12 protein-coding genes and 1 pseudogene are annotated in these 15,054 nt (G+C 63.3%); 4 read left to right on the top strand and 9 right to left on the bottom strand.

Going from position 1 to position 15,054, the window contains the following annotated elements; translation table 11 throughout:
• Nucleotides 1-85: 85 nt before the first annotated feature.
• On the bottom strand, nt 86-517 hold the full coding sequence (locus NKI63_RS05645; RefSeq protein ID WP_254817079.1) for a hypothetical protein: 432 nt from the start codon (nt 515-517) through the stop codon (nt 86-88).
• A 349-nt stretch (nt 518-866) separates the two neighbouring features.
• Here NKI63_RS05645 and NKI63_RS05640 point away from each other — a divergent pair, with 349 nt between their 5' ends.
• The 3 genes and pseudogenes from NKI63_RS05640 to NKI63_RS05630 all read left to right on the top strand — a co-directional run bounded on the left by NKI63_RS05640 (nt 867) and on the right by NKI63_RS05630 (nt 3,839).
• Nucleotides 867-1,970 (top strand): HlyD family secretion protein, encoded by a 1,104-nt coding sequence (locus NKI63_RS05640; RefSeq protein WP_352506285.1) that lies wholly within the window; start codon nt 867-869, stop codon nt 1,968-1,970.
• Nucleotides 1,967-3,581 (top strand): annotated as a pseudogene (locus tag NKI63_RS05635) (DHA2 family efflux MFS transporter permease subunit). Before NKI63_RS05640 ends, NKI63_RS05635 begins: the two are co-directional and overlap by 4 nt.
• A gap of 93 nt (nt 3,582-3,674) precedes the next feature.
• A complete protein-coding gene (locus NKI63_RS05630; protein WP_352478323.1) occupies nt 3,675-3,839 on the top strand; it encodes a hypothetical protein in 165 nt (54 codons plus the stop codon).
• A gap of 64 nt (nt 3,840-3,903) precedes the next feature.
• Here the strand turns inward: NKI63_RS05630 and NKI63_RS05625 are convergent, their stop codons facing one another.
• Together NKI63_RS05625 and NKI63_RS05620 are read right to left on the bottom strand one after the other, a co-directional pair.
• The gene (locus tag NKI63_RS05625) at nt 3,904-4,656 is read right to left on the bottom strand and encodes a metallophosphoesterase family protein (RefSeq protein ID WP_352478321.1); all 753 of its coding nucleotides are present in this window, start codon (nt 4,654-4,656) and stop codon (nt 3,904-3,906) included.
• Nucleotides 4,649-5,461, bottom strand: coding sequence for a nucleotidyltransferase family protein (locus tag NKI63_RS05620; RefSeq protein WP_254817010.1), 813 nt, complete (start codon nt 5,459-5,461; stop codon nt 4,649-4,651). The genes NKI63_RS05625 and NKI63_RS05620 overlap by 8 nt, the downstream gene beginning before the upstream one ends.
• 711 nt (nt 5,462-6,172) lie before the next feature.
• Between NKI63_RS05620 and NKI63_RS05615 the strand changes: the two genes are divergently transcribed.
• Nucleotides 6,173-7,036: a hypothetical protein gene (locus NKI63_RS05615; protein ID WP_352689986.1), complete on the top strand. Its 864-nt coding sequence runs from the start codon at nt 6,173-6,175 to the stop codon at nt 7,034-7,036.
• Nucleotides 7,037-7,095: 59 nt separating this feature from the next.
• Here the strand turns inward: NKI63_RS05615 and amaB are convergent, their stop codons facing one another.
• The 6 genes from amaB to NKI63_RS05585 form a co-directional block, all read right to left on the bottom strand.
• Nucleotides 7,096-8,607 carry an L-piperidine-6-carboxylate dehydrogenase gene (gene amaB / locus NKI63_RS05610; RefSeq protein ID WP_352689998.1) on the bottom strand — a complete coding sequence of 504 codons (1,512 nt, stop codon included), beginning with the start codon at nt 8,605-8,607 and terminating at the stop codon, nt 7,096-7,098.
• A 183-nt stretch (nt 8,608-8,790) separates the two neighbouring features.
• On the bottom strand, nt 8,791-10,053 hold the full coding sequence (locus NKI63_RS05605) for an RNA polymerase sigma factor (protein ID WP_254817008.1): 1,263 nt from the start codon (nt 10,051-10,053) through the stop codon (nt 8,791-8,793).
• Complete coding sequence (locus tag NKI63_RS05600; RefSeq protein WP_254817007.1) at nt 10,050-10,424, bottom strand: YciI family protein; 375 nt, start codon at nt 10,422-10,424, stop codon at nt 10,050-10,052. The genes NKI63_RS05605 and NKI63_RS05600 overlap by 4 nt, the downstream gene beginning before the upstream one ends.
• A gap of 81 nt (nt 10,425-10,505) precedes the next feature.
• On the bottom strand, nt 10,506-11,627 hold the full coding sequence (locus NKI63_RS05595) for a DNA topoisomerase IB (RefSeq protein ID WP_352820682.1): 1,122 nt from the start codon (nt 11,625-11,627) through the stop codon (nt 10,506-10,508).
• A gap of 118 nt (nt 11,628-11,745) precedes the next feature.
• Nucleotides 11,746-12,630, bottom strand: a complete 885-nt coding sequence (locus NKI63_RS05590; RefSeq protein WP_352689984.1) for a transglutaminase family protein — start codon at nt 12,628-12,630, stop codon at nt 11,746-11,748.
• Nucleotides 12,631-12,637: 7 nt separating this feature from the next.
• On the bottom strand, nt 12,638-15,049 hold the full coding sequence (locus NKI63_RS05585) for a circularly permuted type 2 ATP-grasp protein (RefSeq protein ID WP_352689983.1): 2,412 nt from the start codon (nt 15,047-15,049) through the stop codon (nt 12,638-12,640).
• Nucleotides 15,050-15,054: the final 5 nt, after the last annotated feature.

Below are 15,054 nucleotides of genomic sequence, written 5' to 3'. Positions count from 1 at the left end.
CCCGACGTGGCACGTGCCCTTCCAAGTTCGGAAGCGCTCTCCACGGCGCGGAAAGAACGCGTGTTCCGCCGTTCCTCGTACCGCGTCAATGCGCGATCAATCCCTTCAACCAGGCAACAAATCTGTTGCCGCGGACTATCCCGCGCACCCTGGCAGCGGCCCATCGCGCTTGCATCGTAGCACCGACATGGCAATGGCAAACGATTTGGTGCAACTGCCGATCGCTCAGTTCGAAGAAGCGCTTTGCCTCACCGTAGGTATCGTCCTTCAGCCCCATGGCACGCAGAACCGGATCCTCGAAGGCGACGGTGAGCGGCGTTCCAGCACCACGCGATCTGTCGCGCGCTTCCCTGTTCATATATTCGGTGCCTGGAAGCGCCCCAAGGCATCGCGTCGGGTTTTGTTCGAGAAGTTCCGCCCAACGTTCAATCCGTTGGTTTCGAGTCATCGCCGGATACGCCGCGAAGGACTCAACTTCCGCGACGGCTTGCAGTTGGTCGAGTGTTTGATGTTTCATGGTCGGCTCCTGTCGACAGGTGAATTTGCCCACGCCTTTATGAGCAATTATCGCGCCGTGGAGCGCTGACAAGGCCGGACCGCCGCAACATGAAGCATATGAATCACCTGCCCGGTGAAACGGCGCTCTAGTTCGAACGCGCCGGCACCGCTCGGTGGGTTCGATGTCGACCCGTTAACCCGACCACCCCGTTCCGGACAGGAACTTTTGCGGAAGCTTGCCGTTTGGCTTTGCGTCCGCTTCGGCGGCTGCAATATCAGTCTTGAAAGCAATTCCGTTGGACACGAAGCCTCAAAGCGTCGAACAAGACGTCGAGCCTGTAAATGAAACTCGGGAGCAACCGGCCCGGGTGCGAGAATCTCGTGGGCGATCGGCAGAGCCCCGGCAGGAACAGCCCGACGGGAATGCCTCGCAACGAAAGGCCGGTCTGCTCGGCTTTCCCAGGCGCCATCCCTATGCGGCCGCAGCGATAGCACTTGCGCTGTTGCTCGTCGCGGCAGGCATCGCGATCTGGTGGCTGAACGCTCGCCAGTACGAATCGACCGACGACGCCTTCATAGACGCGCGCACGGTGACGATCGGCGCGCAAATAGCCGGCCGCGTTACCGAGCTGGCGGTTACCGACAATCAGCATGTACAGGCCGGCGATGTCCTCCTGCGTATCGATGACAGCGACTATCAGGCAAACCTGAAGCAGGCCGATGCCGGCGTCGCTGCGGCCGAGGCCGCAATCGTCAATGTCACCGCCCAGGTCGAGGCTCAAAACGCAAAGGTGAACGCTGCCCAGAGGCAGGTTGCCCAGGCCAAGGCGGCGCTGGATTTCGCCAAGGCCGAGGATCAACGCAACCGCGAACTCCTGGCCAGGGGCACGGCAACGCAGCAGCAGGCGCAGCAGGCGGCATCGACGTTGCGTCAGGACCAGGCCGCGCTGGACAGCGCCGAGGCCAATGTCGCCTCGGCAAAAAGCCAGGTTTCGGTCTTGCAGGCACAGGCCAGGAGCGCCGAGGCGCAGCTCGAGCAGGCCAAGGCCAGCCAGGAGCAAGCTCGCACGACGCTGTCGCGCACGACTATCACAGCACCCGCAGCCGGGCGCGCAACGAGCATTTCCGCCGCGAACGGCACCTACGCCCAACCCGGCCAGGTATTGATGATGTTCGTTCCCGACGAGGTCTGGGTGAAGGCCAACTTCAAGGAGACGCAGCTCGATCTGATGCGGCAGGGACAGCCGGTCGACATCGACATCGACGCCTACCCGGACAAGTCCTTCCATGGCCGCGTCGACAGCATCCAGGCCGGCAGCGGCACCGCCTTCAGCCTCCTGCCGGCTGAAAATGCCACCGGCAATTACGTCAAGGTGGTGCAGCGCGTGCCGGTCAAGATCGTCTTCGACAAGCCGCCGGATGTGCTTCTCGGTCCCGGCCTGTCGGTGGTGCCGACGGTCAAGGTGCGATGAACGGCGAAACCGCCAGAAATCAGGGCGAAAGCCGATCCGCCGCCGGGACGCACAATCCCTGGCTTATCGCCGTCGTCGTCTCCATCGCCACTTTCATGCTGGTGCTGGACACCTCGATCGCCAATGTCGCCCTGCGCAATATCGCCGGCAGCCTGGCGGCCGGAATGGACGAAAGCACCTGGGTGATTACCACCTATCTCGTTGCCAACTCGGTGATCATCCCGGTCAGCGGCTGGCTGGCAAACGTCATCGGCCGCAAGCGCTACTACATGCTCTGCGTTGCGACCTTCACCGTCGCGTCGCTGCTGTGCGGACTGGCGCCCAACCTGGAACTGCTCATCCTGTTCAGGGTCCTTCAGGGACTCGGCGGCGGCGGCATGGCGCCAAGCGAGCAATCGATCCTTGCCGATACGTTCCCGCCAGAAAAGCGCTCGCAGGCCTTCGCGCTTTACGGCATTGCGGTCATCGTCGCACCGACGGTCGGGCCGACGATCGGCGGCTGGCTGACGGACCATTTCTCCTGGCACTGGATCTTCTTCATCAACGTGCCGTTCGGCATCCTGTCGCTGGCGCTGGTGCAGTGGCTCTTGGTCGAACCGGACGTACTCGAACGCGAACGCAAGGAACGGCTGAAAGGCGGCCTGAAGATCGATGGGGTCGGTTTCGTCCTGGTGGCGATAGCCTTGGGGTGCCTGGAGATCTTTCTCGACCGGGGCCAGCGCTACGATTGGTTCGCCTCGAATTTCATCACCACTTTCGCAGTGATTTCCGCGATCGCGTTCCTGCTGCTTATCCCATGGGAAATCAGTCGCAGCGATCCGGTCGTCGACATGCACCTATTGTTCACGCGCCAGTTCGGCACGGCGTTCCTGGTCATGATGGCAGTCGGTGCTATCCTGTTCAGCACCACCCAGATCGTGCCGCAGCTGCAGCAGACGACATTTGCCTACACCGCGACGCTCTCGGGCCTTTCGATGATGCCGGGCGGCATCGCCATGCTGATCTTGATGCCGGTGTCCGGATTTGTAGGCAGCATCGTGCAGCCCAAATATCTGATCATGATGGGCATGTCGGTGGTCGCAGTGGCCCTTTGGCACATGACCTCGCTTACTCCGGACGCCAGCTTCCGCTTCTTTGCCTTTGCCCGTGTTTTCCTGATGGTCGGGCTGCCGTTCCTGTTCATTCCCATTTCAACCGCGGCCTATGTCGGCCTGCCCCCGCAGAAGACCAACCAGGCGTCGGCGCTGATCAACGTTGCACGCAATATCGGCGGCAGCATCGGCGTCTCGCTGTCCAACACCGTCATTTCGCAAAGCTCCCAGATCCATCAATCGAATCTGGTCGGCCACACCGCGCAATCGTCGCCCGCCTATCAGCAGGCGCTTCGGCAGGCGACTGAGCATTTCGTCGCCCAGGGTTCGCCGATGGTCGAGGCGAAGCAGCATGCGATCGGCTGGCTTGGTCAGTTGATCGCCCGCCAGGCCACGCTGCTCGCCTATGTCGATGTCTTCCGCTACTGCGCGGTGGCAACCGCCCCTGCTGGTTCCGCTGGCGCTGCTGCTGCGGTCAAGCAAGTCGGGTGGCAGCCAGCCGAATCCCGAAATGGGCTGACCGGCAAGTGCGACGGTGTGGTTTTCCAAAAACGGGCAAGCCGGGAACCAGCCGACCTGTTGCGTTGTTCTGCGCCAAGAGGAGATGATTACGATGGCCACTATCCCCACACCCGAGCCGACACCGACGCCGGTGCCACCGCCTCCTATTCCCGATCCCAAGCCCGTGCGTGAGCCGGACCCCGACAGGCTCCCCGACGAGGACCCCGTTCCCAACCCGGATGAAAACGACATTCCACCGAAGCGGACGGCTTTTTAGCCGGCAATTGCCGTGATCGTTCTGCAGTGTGTACTGCGATTGCCTGCGCCAGTGGCGCCGCCTGTCAGATTTCGAGCATGGCGTAGGGGCGGCCGGTCGGCTTGGCGACATGCATGGCAACGTTATAGACCGACGCCCCGCCCGGCGTGCGGCCCTCGTAAGCGCCGCGATGCGCATGACCATGCACAACTGCGCTGACCTGGAACCGGTCTATCGTCTCGGCCAGACGTGACGAACCGAGAAACGGGAAGATCTCCAGCGGCTCGCCTTCGACCGTCTCGACGACAGGCGCGTAGTGCAGGACGACAAGCGTGCGTTTGGCGCGGACCTGCCGCATAGCGTTTTCAAGCCGCATCGCTTCGTTCACGCTTTCCGCCACCATCGACTTGATGGCCGGTTCGCCGAAGGAGCCGAGCATGCGCGATCCAAAACCGCCAACGAAACCCTTGACCCCCACGAACCCGACCTCATGAATCTCCGTCGCCTCGCCGTCGAGGAGGTGAACGCCCGCCTGGCGCAGAATATCGGTAACCTGCTCGACGGCGCCTGACTCATAGTCGTGGTTGCCAAGTACGGCGACGACCGGGATCGTGCAGGCACGCAGTTCCTCGGCAAGGATTTCGGCCTCCCTAGGCTTGCCGAGATTGGTAAGGTCGCCCGTCAGCACGAGAACCTGGGCTTCACGCGACATCTCGCCGAAAAGGTCGCGGTACGAGGCCTGGTCCTCCTTGCCGACATGCAGATCGCCGATTGCGGCGACCTTGAGAGTGCCGCCATTTTCCGCCTTTGCCGAAGCAGATTCGAGCCCGTCAGCCATCGCTATATTCTCCTTCACCGCCGACGTCGGCAAAGCCCCATTGCTTGACGTCGATCTCATAGTCGGTTCGTGAAAGCATGCGCCCGCGGCAGATCCGCATCCGGGAAGGCGGCAATTCGCGCTGCTTGGCCAGCCGGTCAAGCAGTTCGTCGAGCAGCCACGCGGGCACCCGGTCGCGCTCCGTCGGATAGATCCATCGGAAGTTCAAGAGATGCATCAGCAGAACTTCCCAATGGACTTCCATGTAGGAAAGCAGCCTTTGCCAGTCGATCTGGTCGTGCGCTTTGAGGATGGTATGCGCGACGTCGGCCCCATCGTGGCGGCCGCGATCCTGGATGAAGCATTTGGACCAGATAAGCTCGGTTGGGCCGATGATCCGCACCTGGCTGCCCAGCAATTCGGCCTGGCGAGCATGCTCCAGCCACTGGTCGTCGACAGGCATTGTGCCGTTCATCGAGGTGAAGATGACGTCGAAAAAATGCGTGCCCTTGAACACTTTGCCCAGCCACCGGTCGTCCTCGACCACGACGGCGTAGCCGATCTGCTTGAAATGGGCGAGGATGCGCGCGCAGTCGCCGGCCTTGCAGAAAATGTCCAGATCCTTGGTCGGGCGGGTGATCCCGGTATAGGCGCTTACGGCATAGGTGCCGGCGACGAGAAAGGGGATGCCGGTCGCGACAAGCTCGCGGATCGCTTCGATATAAAAGACCTCCGCTTCGGCATTGCGAGGCGTCGGGGCGGCTTTTGGATCGACCGACGGAACTGATGCCGGGATGGCGCTTTTCGGTGGGGGATCGATGATCATAAGCAATGGCTCCTGGCTCGGCAGACCAGCAGCCGCCTGTATCTAATAGCCAAGCATGCCCGATGGTTCCCGCCTGCTGCATCAGGCCGACACGCCGCCGTGGCCGGCCTTCGAAGCGGCTATGGGCGAGGTTGCGGCGGCGGCCATAAAAAGAAAAAATATGTGAGCGGCTACTTTTGGAGTCAAAATCGCAGCGCGGTCGGCCTCAAACGCGTCGAGATCGGCTCAAACGCGTCGAGGCGGAGTGGACCCCGCCATCCTCCGGTCCAGCAAGGATTGGCTTCAACATGGTTCCGGAGCTGTCGGAGGCGCTGCGCACCCGGCTTAACAGCCACTTGAGCGCCCGTAGCCAAACCGACTCTGTTTTTCGGAACGCTGCAGGCGGCGTGGCGAAAAGCCCATTCTCCATTTTGTAATTCCTCACTGTCTCAGTCCAATCAGCGTTCTTCAACGAGCAAAACTGGTGGTGGTTCCGCCTCGCCGTCGGGGAATGCGGGCTGGCCAGGCGAAGCCACCATTATGGGTTCAAGCAGGCTAGTCTCGCGCGGCAAGATCAGCGCCTCGCGAGATCGCATCCTCGGCGACCAAGTCGCGTAATTGCTAGCCGGCGGGATTCAGCTCGTATCCTGATGTGCCGGCTCTGGACACGGTCCGCGAAGGCTGAAATTGTGACCGGTATTTCCAGTTGCAAATTTGGTTGGGCTCGGCGGGATGGCGCTGGTTTCTGAAGATATTGCCAGCCATCCGGCATTGCGTCGGCACGTCCAGGCTCAGTCGCGGGCGCTGCTCCAGACCTATGAAGCGAACCCGCGGCTGGCTTCGGTGTTCGCCACGCAACAACGCTGGCTGATGGCCCATATCGGCCTTGCCTTGTATTTCGATCGAGAGCCGGACGACCATCGCAAGGGACTTACGTCCGCACGGTTCATGGACGGAATCCGCCGGCATTCGGTGGCCAGCCGCAACACCGCCGATGCCTTCCTGAAGGAGATGCTGCATTACGGTTTCATCCGGCATCTGCCGATTAAATACGGGCGCATCCGCCCCTTTGAGCCGGTCGCGGGCACTCTGGAGACGGTTGCCGGCTGGGTCATGGCTCATCTGAAAACGCTGGACAGCCTGGACGGTGGATCTCGACTGGCTGCATTCGTCGCACAACCGGACGTGCTCGCCAAACTGCAGCCGCTGGTGGCCGACGGCCTGCTTTCGTCGCATGCCGTGCGCGAGCCAAGACAGACTTTTTCCTTGTTCACCTGGCTCGATAATGGCGGCATCGTGATGGATTGGCTGATGTCCGGCGTCGATCCCGATCATGCCGACCTGGACCGAATTCCGACCGGTGTCGTCTCAATCGGAGATTTCGCGAACTGGCTCAAGCTTTCCCGGACCCACCTTTCACGCAAATTGCGCGATGCGGAGGAACTCGGCAGCATCGGCTGGCTGGGCCAGCGCGGTCATTCGGTCATGTGGGTGTCGAGCGAGTTCTATCAGGAATACATGACCGCCCAGGCGGTCAAGCTCGCCATCATCGATTCAGCCTTCGACAATTGTGTTGTAACTCCCGACGCCAGCTGAACCGCAAGCCGAACGCCGTCGTGGCGGCCTTGGCGCCGCCGCGACGGAGGTCTGGCATTTCAATCGATGTCGAACGACACGCCCTGCGCAAGCGGCAGCGCCTTGGAATAGTTCACCGTATTGGTAGCGCGCCGCATATAGGCCTTCCAGGCATCGGAACCGCTCTCGCGGCCGCCGCCGGTTTCCTTCTCGCCACCGAAGGCGCCGCCGATCTCGGCCCCTGACGTGCCTATATTGACGTTGGCGATGCCGCAGTCCGATCCGTCGACGCTAAGAAAGCGCTCGGATTCCTGCAGGTCGCGGGTAAAGATCGACGATGACAGCCCCGCTCCCACCGCATTGTGTTCTTCTAGCACGGCGTCGAAGTCCGAATATTTCATCACGTAGAGGATGGGCGCGAAGGTCTCCTCCGTCACTGGCGAAACCTGCCGCGGCATTTCGACCAGCGCCGGACGCACATAGTAGGCCTCGGGATGGCCGTTCTCGACCCGCATTCCGCCGGTTATCTTACCGCCATGCGAAGCCGCCTCCTCCAGCGCCTTCTGCATATTCTTGTAGGCAGCCTTATCGATCAGCGGGCCGACCAGAGCGCTTGTCTCCAGCGGATTGCCGACCGAGACGCTTCCATAGGCCTTCTTCAGGCGCGGAACGAGCTGGTCGTAGACGCTCTCATGCACGAACAGGCGCCTGAGCGTCGTGCAGCGCTGGCCGGCCGTGCCCATGGCGCCGAAGGCGATTGCGCGGAGCGCCATGTCGAGATCGGCCGTCGGGCAGACGATGCCGGCATTGTTGCCGCCGAGCTCCAGCACGGCACGGGCAAAGCGCTTCGCCAGCCGTGGTCCGACGTCCCTGCCCATGCGCGTCGAGCCGGTCGCCGAGACCAGCGGCACCTTGGGATGATCGACCAGGATCTCGCCGACGGCGCGATCGCCGATCAGAACCGGCGCCAGCCCCTTCGGCGCATCGCCGAAACGCTCTGCTGCACGCTTGAAGATCGCTTCGCAGGCGAGCGCCGTCAGCGGTGTCTTCTCGGACGGCTTCCACACCACCGCGTCGCCGCAGACCAGCGCAAGTGCTGCGTTCCACGACCATACCGCGACCGGAAAGTTGAAGGCCGAGATGACCCCGACGACGCCGAGCGGATGCCAGGTTTCCATCATACGATGGCCGGGACGCTCGGTGGCGATGGTCAGGCCGTACAGTTGCCGGGAAAGACCGACGGCGAAATCGCAGATGTCGATCATCTCCTGCACTTCGCCAAGACCCTCGGATGGGATCTTGCCGACTTCGATCGATACCAACCGGCCAAGCTCGGCCTTGTGTGTGCGCAATTCCTCGCCGAGCAGCCGTACCAGTTCTCCACGCTTGGGAGCTGGCACCTGCCGCCACGCCAGGAAAGCTTTGTAGGCATTGTCGATGGTCGTCGCCGCATCGGCCGGCGAGATGGTCTTCAGCGCGGCGATCTGCTCGCCGGTCACCGGGCTGCGGACGATGAGGTCGCCGCCCGTGAGCGCGCCTTCGGCAACGCCCAGTTTCGCCAGAAGCCCGGCCGTTTCCTTCGCAATCGTCATTTTCATCCCTTTCAGATCCCGTCGCTCATATGGCGTCGGTCCAAGCCTGGCGCCATACCCGCCCCCTGCCGGTTGGCACACCAGGCGCTGTCATGGCGTGGCATTACTCGTTTCAGGGAAAAATCGCCACCCCGGCATGGTCTAAGCAAAGGTCAGACCGTTGAACCAGGCGAAGGCGTCGGATCAATGCGCCGTTTGCTTGGCGCCTTCTTTCATCAGCCGGTCGATATGCATGCGGATATGCGCGGCCTCGGCGGCGGTATTGGCAAGCGCGATGGCGCGGTCGAAAGCGACGCGCGCCTCCTCGCCGCGGTCAAGCTGCATCAGCAGTCCGCCCTTGAGGCCGAAGAAATGGAAATAGCCGGAAAGCCGCCCCTCCAGCGGCTCGATCATGGCGAGTGCGGCTTCCGGTCCACGCACCTTGGAGACCGCGACGGCGCGGTTGAGCGTCACCACCGGCGACGGCTGCATCTGCTCGAGCAGGCCGTAGAGCAGGTCGATCTCGTTCCAGTCCGTATCCTCGGGCTTTTCCGCCCGCGCATGCAGTGCGGCGATCGCCGCTTGCACCTGGTACGGACCGGGCTTGCGATGGCGCAACGCCTTATCGACCAGCGCCAGGCCTTCATCGATCATCTTGCGGCTCCACAGGCTGCGGTCCTGGTCTTCGAGCAGCACGATCTCGCCGTTCTCGTCGAAGCGGGCAGGCGCGCGTGCATGTTGCAGCAGCAACAGCGCCGTCAGCCCCATGATCTCCGGCTCGGTCTGGAACAGCCTGAGCAGCAGCCGGGCCAGCCGGATCGCCTCTTCGCAAAGCGGCGCACGCGCCGATGCCTCGCCGCTGTTGCTGGAATAGCCTTCGTTGAAGATCAGGTAGACCATGGCAGCGACGGCGGCGAGCCGTTCGGAGCGCTCGACCGCTCCCGGCGTCTCGAACGGCACCCCGGCGTCGGCGATACGCGCCTTGGCGCGCGTGATACGCTGCTCCATCGCGCTCTCACCGACGAGGAAGGCGCGGGCGATCTGCTTGACCGTCAGGCCGGAGACGATGCGCAACGCCACGGCGATCTGCTGTGTGGCCGGCAGGTCTGGATGGCAGCAGATGAACAGCAGCCGCAAAATATCGTCACGGTAATGCGCCCCGTCCAGCCGCTCGGCGACGTCGCTCTCGGCATCTTCCAGGTCGGAGATCTGGTCCTCCTCCGGCAGCGGCGCCTGCTTGGCGCGCTTGCGCACCGCATCGATGCCGCTGTTGCGGCCGACGAAGATCAGCCAGGCTGCCGGATCGCGCGGCGGGCCGTTTTTCGGCCAGTTGTTCAGTGCCCTCAGGCAGGCGTCCTGGAATGCTTCCTCCGCCGCGTCGAGGTCGCGGAAGTAGCGCAGCAATGCCCCCATCACCTGCGGGCGAGCGGTGCTGATTGCCGTGCTGATCCAGGCGAGTTCGGTCATGCGGAAACCTTGGCGGGATTGAAGAGCGAGACCGGCCGGATTTCATAGGAGCCGCCGCTCGGGTTGACCTCGGAAAGCTCACGCGCGAAGTCGACCGCCTCATCGAGGTCGGCGCATTCGAGCGTGTAGAAGCCGAGGAACTGTTCCTTGGTTTCGGCAAACGGGCCGTCGATGACGATCGATTCGCCCTTGACCTTCCTCAGCGTCGTCGCCGCGGTCGTCGGCAAGAGCCGCGCCACCGGGCCAAGGCGGCCCGCCTGGGCATATTTTTCCTGCACACCCAGAAGTTTTTCCATGACGGCATCGTCCTGCTCCTTGCTCCAGGAGCAGACGACGTCTTCAGAGGCATAGCAGAGGATCGCGTAGAGCATGGTTCGTCCTTTTCTCAAAGGACGAAACACTAGGACCGATGCCGACATGGCGTCGACAAAAAAATACGCCGCGGTCCGACGTCAGCTTTCTCTCGCCTTCAGCCATCTCAAGACCAGGGCCTCCTCGTCGTCTAGCCCGGCGACCGAGCGCTTGCCTTTGTTGGCATCCGCCATTTCGTCGAGCAGCCGTCCTTCGGACCAGGCGCGGAAGACCTCCGGATGAATATAGCATTGGCGACAGACCGCGCGTGTGTTGCCAAGCCGCTCGGCAACCTTGTCGATGACATTGTTCATCACCCGCTTTTGCTGCGCCTGGCTTTCGGGACGTTCGGTTTGGGCAAACAGCGACGCGGCATGAATGGTGCCACCCCAGGTTCTGAAGTGCTTGGAACTGAACTCCGCTCCGGCGTGTTCCCTGATATAGCGGTTGACGTCGTCTGAGCGCACCGGACGCCTGTTTCCCTCCTCGTCGAGATACTGGAACAACTTCTGCCCCGGCAGGTCCTGCGCTCCACGCACGACCTTGGCAATCCGGCGATCGACAAGCTTCAATCTCCATTCCTTGCCGGATTTGCCGATGAAGGCGAAGCGCAGGCTCGAGCCCTTGATGTCGACATGGCGGTCGCGCAGCGTGGTCAACCCAAAACTCTTATTGTCGCGCGCGTAGGCGGCATTGCCGACACGGATCATCGTGTTGTCGAGCAGCCAGACGATAGCCGAAACGACGCGTTCCAGCGGCAGGCCGTGACGGCGCAAATCGACGTCGATCTGCCGCCGCAGTTCGGGCAGGCTCTCGGCGAAGGCGACCAGGCTCGAATATTTGACGCCGTCACGCTCCTCCGCCCAGTGCGGGTGATAGCGGTATTGTTTGCGTCCACGCTGGTCCCTACCGGTCGCCTGGATATGACCATCGGAATCCGGCGAGATCCAGACGTCCGTCCAGGCCGGGGGGATGGCGAGCGCCTTGATGCGTGCCAGCGCCTCCCCGTCGACAATCCGCCCGTCGGGTCCTTTGTACGAGAACCCCTTGCCCGAACGCAGCCGGCGAATACCGGGTTCAGTGTCGGTGACATAATTGAGCGAGGCCCGAACGGCCGAGGCTTGCGCGCCATTCTCCAGCGCCCCGTTCCGCGGCACCCCGTTCTTTGGTGCAGCTTTCCTCATAGCCGATCGGCCAGACGACGACTCGGATTTGTCGAGCATGTCCTCTCCACGGAATTTCCGTAGATAAGCCGCTTGCCGGCTGCGGGTTCCACCGCCTCTTGATCTCTTGGTTCCAGAACAGCCTATCGACGTCGCCGTGCAACGAAGACATGCGTCATCACGCCTTTTCGAGCACGACCGGTATGACGTCGACCGCCTGTTCGCCGACCTGCCCGCCCGTGGTTTTCAACACGCCGACGATCGGCGCCACATCGGAGTAGTCGCGGCCGTAGCCGACCGTGATATGGTCGTTGCTTGCCCGCATGCCATTGGTCGGATCGAATTCCTGCCAGCCGGCATCGCGTCCGCACCACACCTTGACCCAGGCATGCATGGCGTCGGCGCCTTCGAGCCGCGGCTTTCCGCGCGGCGGGATGGTGCGCAGGAACCCGCTGACATAGCCGGCAGGAATGCCGAGGCCGCGCAGGCCGGCGATCATGATGTGGGAAAAATCCTGGCAGACGCCGCGCTTCAGGCCGAAGGCGTCGCTGGCCCGCGTCTGCACGGTGGTCGCCTCGCCGTCATAGGTGAAATCGCGGTGAATGCGGTTGCACAGAGCCATGGCCGTGCCGACTGTCGAACTGCCGGCACTGTCTTTCGCATAGGCAGTGATTGCCGGGTCGATGCCGGCATGATCGCTGGTGGCCAGAAAGTGATGCGGCGACGCCGGCGCCAGCGAGTGCACGGCGCCGAGTTCTTCCCTCAGCCGGCGTATGTCCGGCGATACGTCGAGCCCGGGCTCCGGCCGCGACACTGAAACACGCGCGCTCATCCTGATGTCGAGCGCATCATGCGCGTCACGAAAGGCGATCGAGGTGACACTGTTGCCGAAAAAGTCGGAAAAGTCGGAGCGTTCGCTGGGCGCCGGCACAAAAGACAGTGAAGCGGCGACGACGCGCTGCACGCCAGGGATGGTCGGCGGCAGCACGCGCACCTGATGGCGGCCGCCACCGGCCGCCGCATCATAGTCGTAACGCAGGTGAAGCCTGATGTCGTAGAGCATGCTGTCTCTACCCGAAATAGGCTTTGGCGAGGCTGTTGTAGAGCCCGCCGATTTCATTGGCGAGATCGCCGAGGGCCTCGGCCGTCATGTCCGAGGGCTCCTTGATGGCGATCGACGTGTTGAGCTGCAGAATTTCCTTGGCCGCCGGCGACATATGGCCTTCAGCCCCGACGGAGGGCAGCAGCGCGATTTCGGCCTTCAGCCGTTCGAGCTGGAAAAGGATCGAGCGCGGGTTGAGCGGATCGAGCGCCAGAAGGTCGACCACCGTGCGCCGCCCCGCCTGCACCGGATATTGCCGACGGTGCGTCATGACGCTGTCGCCGATCTCCAGCATCATGTCGAGTGCGCCTTCAGGCGCCTGGGCTCTGGTCAGCCGGGCGAGCGTGCGGGCGATCTGGATGCCGCGTTCGAGCCTGCGGCCGATTTCGAGGAAACGCCAGCCGGCAAAGCGGTACATGTTCTCGTGCAGCAGGCCGGAAAACCCGGCCAGCTTGCGCAGGATCACCGTCATTGCCCTTGTCGCGTCATCGCCCGGCGCCACAGTGGCGGCAAATTGATGGATGGTCTTCGACAGATCCTTCAATGCCAGCCAGCCATCCGGCGAGAAACGGTCTCGGATCTGTCCGGCACTGTAGACGGCGCTGTCCAGGGTGCTGATGAGCCCCAATGGGATTGCCGTCTCGACGTCGATGCCGAACGGCGCGAGATGGTCCCTGATATCGGCGAGCAGCGGCATCTCGGGATCGGATGTCTCGGCCAGCCGCACATGGTAGGCGCGCAGGATGCGCACCGTGTCTTCCGACCGCTCGATATAGCGCCCAAGCCATGTCAGGTTTTCCGCCGCGCGGCTGGGCAGGCTGCCTGGCAAGGTTCGGGTAAAGCTGTCGTGCTCCTGCGGCAGCAGCGTCTCGCGCTCCACCGGCCTGTCGCTGACCACCCAGACATCCGCCGCCTGGCCGCCACGCTGCATGGCGATGGCCGTCGGGTCGAGCGAAAAGCCGACACGGGCAAAACCGCCCGGCATCACGGTCCAGCCTTCGGGCGTCCGCGCCAGATAGACGCGCAGGCTTGCCGGCCGCGGCTCCAGCCAGCCGCCGACATAGACCGGGGTGGTCGACAGCGTCACCGCTTCCTGGCCGACGAAGTCGCCGCCGTCCCGTTCGATCCGGGCGACGAGTTCGGCCCGCTCCTCGACCGACAGCGCTGACCCGAGCTTGGTCGAGCCGTCATCCTCGAAGGCGAGCCGCGTCGACAGCGCCGGACCGATCACCATGCTATCGATATTGGCGAGCACATGCTCGCGCTCCGCCTCCTGCCCGCACCACCACGTCGCCACGGTCGGCAGCAGCAGTTCCTCGTTGCGCAGGGCGCGCGAAATCTTCGGCAGGAAGGCGAGCAGCGCGCGTGTCTCCATCAGGCCGGAGCCCAGCGCGTTGACGGCCGAAACCGCCCCCTGCCGGACCGCTTCGACCAGCCCCGGCGTGCCGATCTGCGAGTCCGGCCGCAGTTCGAGCGGATCGGCGAAGGCGGCGTCGAGCCGCCGCCACAAGACGCTCACCGGCATCAGCCCCGAAACCGTGCGCACCATCAGCCTGCCGCCCGAGACGGTCAGGTCCTCGCCCTCGAGCAGCATGATGCCGAGATAGCGGGCGATATAGGCATGTTCGTAATAGGTTTCGTTCAGCGGTCCCGGCGTCAGGATGGCGACACGGCCACCGGCTTGCTTGGCCATGCCGATCAGCGCATCGCGAAAACGGCGGAAGAAGCCGGCCAGGCGGTGCACATGCATTTCGCCGTAGATGTCGGACAGCGCCCTGGTGGTGGCGACGCGGTTTTCCAGTGCGAAGCCGGCGCCAGATGGGGCCTGTGTGCGGTCGCCAAGCACCCACCAGCGGCCGTCCGGGCCACGACCGAGCTCGAAGGCGCAGAAATGCAGGAAATGGCCGCTGGCCGGCCTGGTGCCGACGACCGGCCGCAAATATTCCGGGCTGGCCGCGATCAATCCGGCCGGCAGAATGCCTTTCTCGACCAGCCGGTTCGGCCCGTAAATGTCGGCGATGGTCTCCTCGAACAGATCGGCGCGCTGGACCAGGCCGGCGCTGATCTCAGCCCATTCCTGCTCCTCGATCAGCAGCGGCACATGTGCCAGCGGCCATTCCCGCTCGTTGGCGCCGGCCTTGTCATAGACTCGGTAGTAGACGCCGGCGTCGCGGAGGTATTGGTCGGCGCGGGCGAAGCGCTGGGCAAGCTTTTCCGGCCCCAGGTCCTCCAGCGCCTCGATGAAGTGCCGCCAGGCCGGCCGCGGATTGCCCGACGCATCGACCATCTCGTCGACGACGCCGTCGATCGGCTGGTAGTGCTCCAGCAGACTGTGGGTCTGCGGCTTGCTGCGCAGCCTTTTGTGATTCCCCTTCGCCATGGCTG

Origin of the sequence: Mesorhizobium sp. M0410, assembly GCF_040321435.1 — a bacterium.
Classification (GTDB): domain Bacteria; phylum Pseudomonadota; class Alphaproteobacteria; order Rhizobiales; family Rhizobiaceae; genus Mesorhizobium.
Note: the sequence above shows the minus strand (reverse complement) of the source record. Positions and strands in the feature narration are given on the sequence as shown.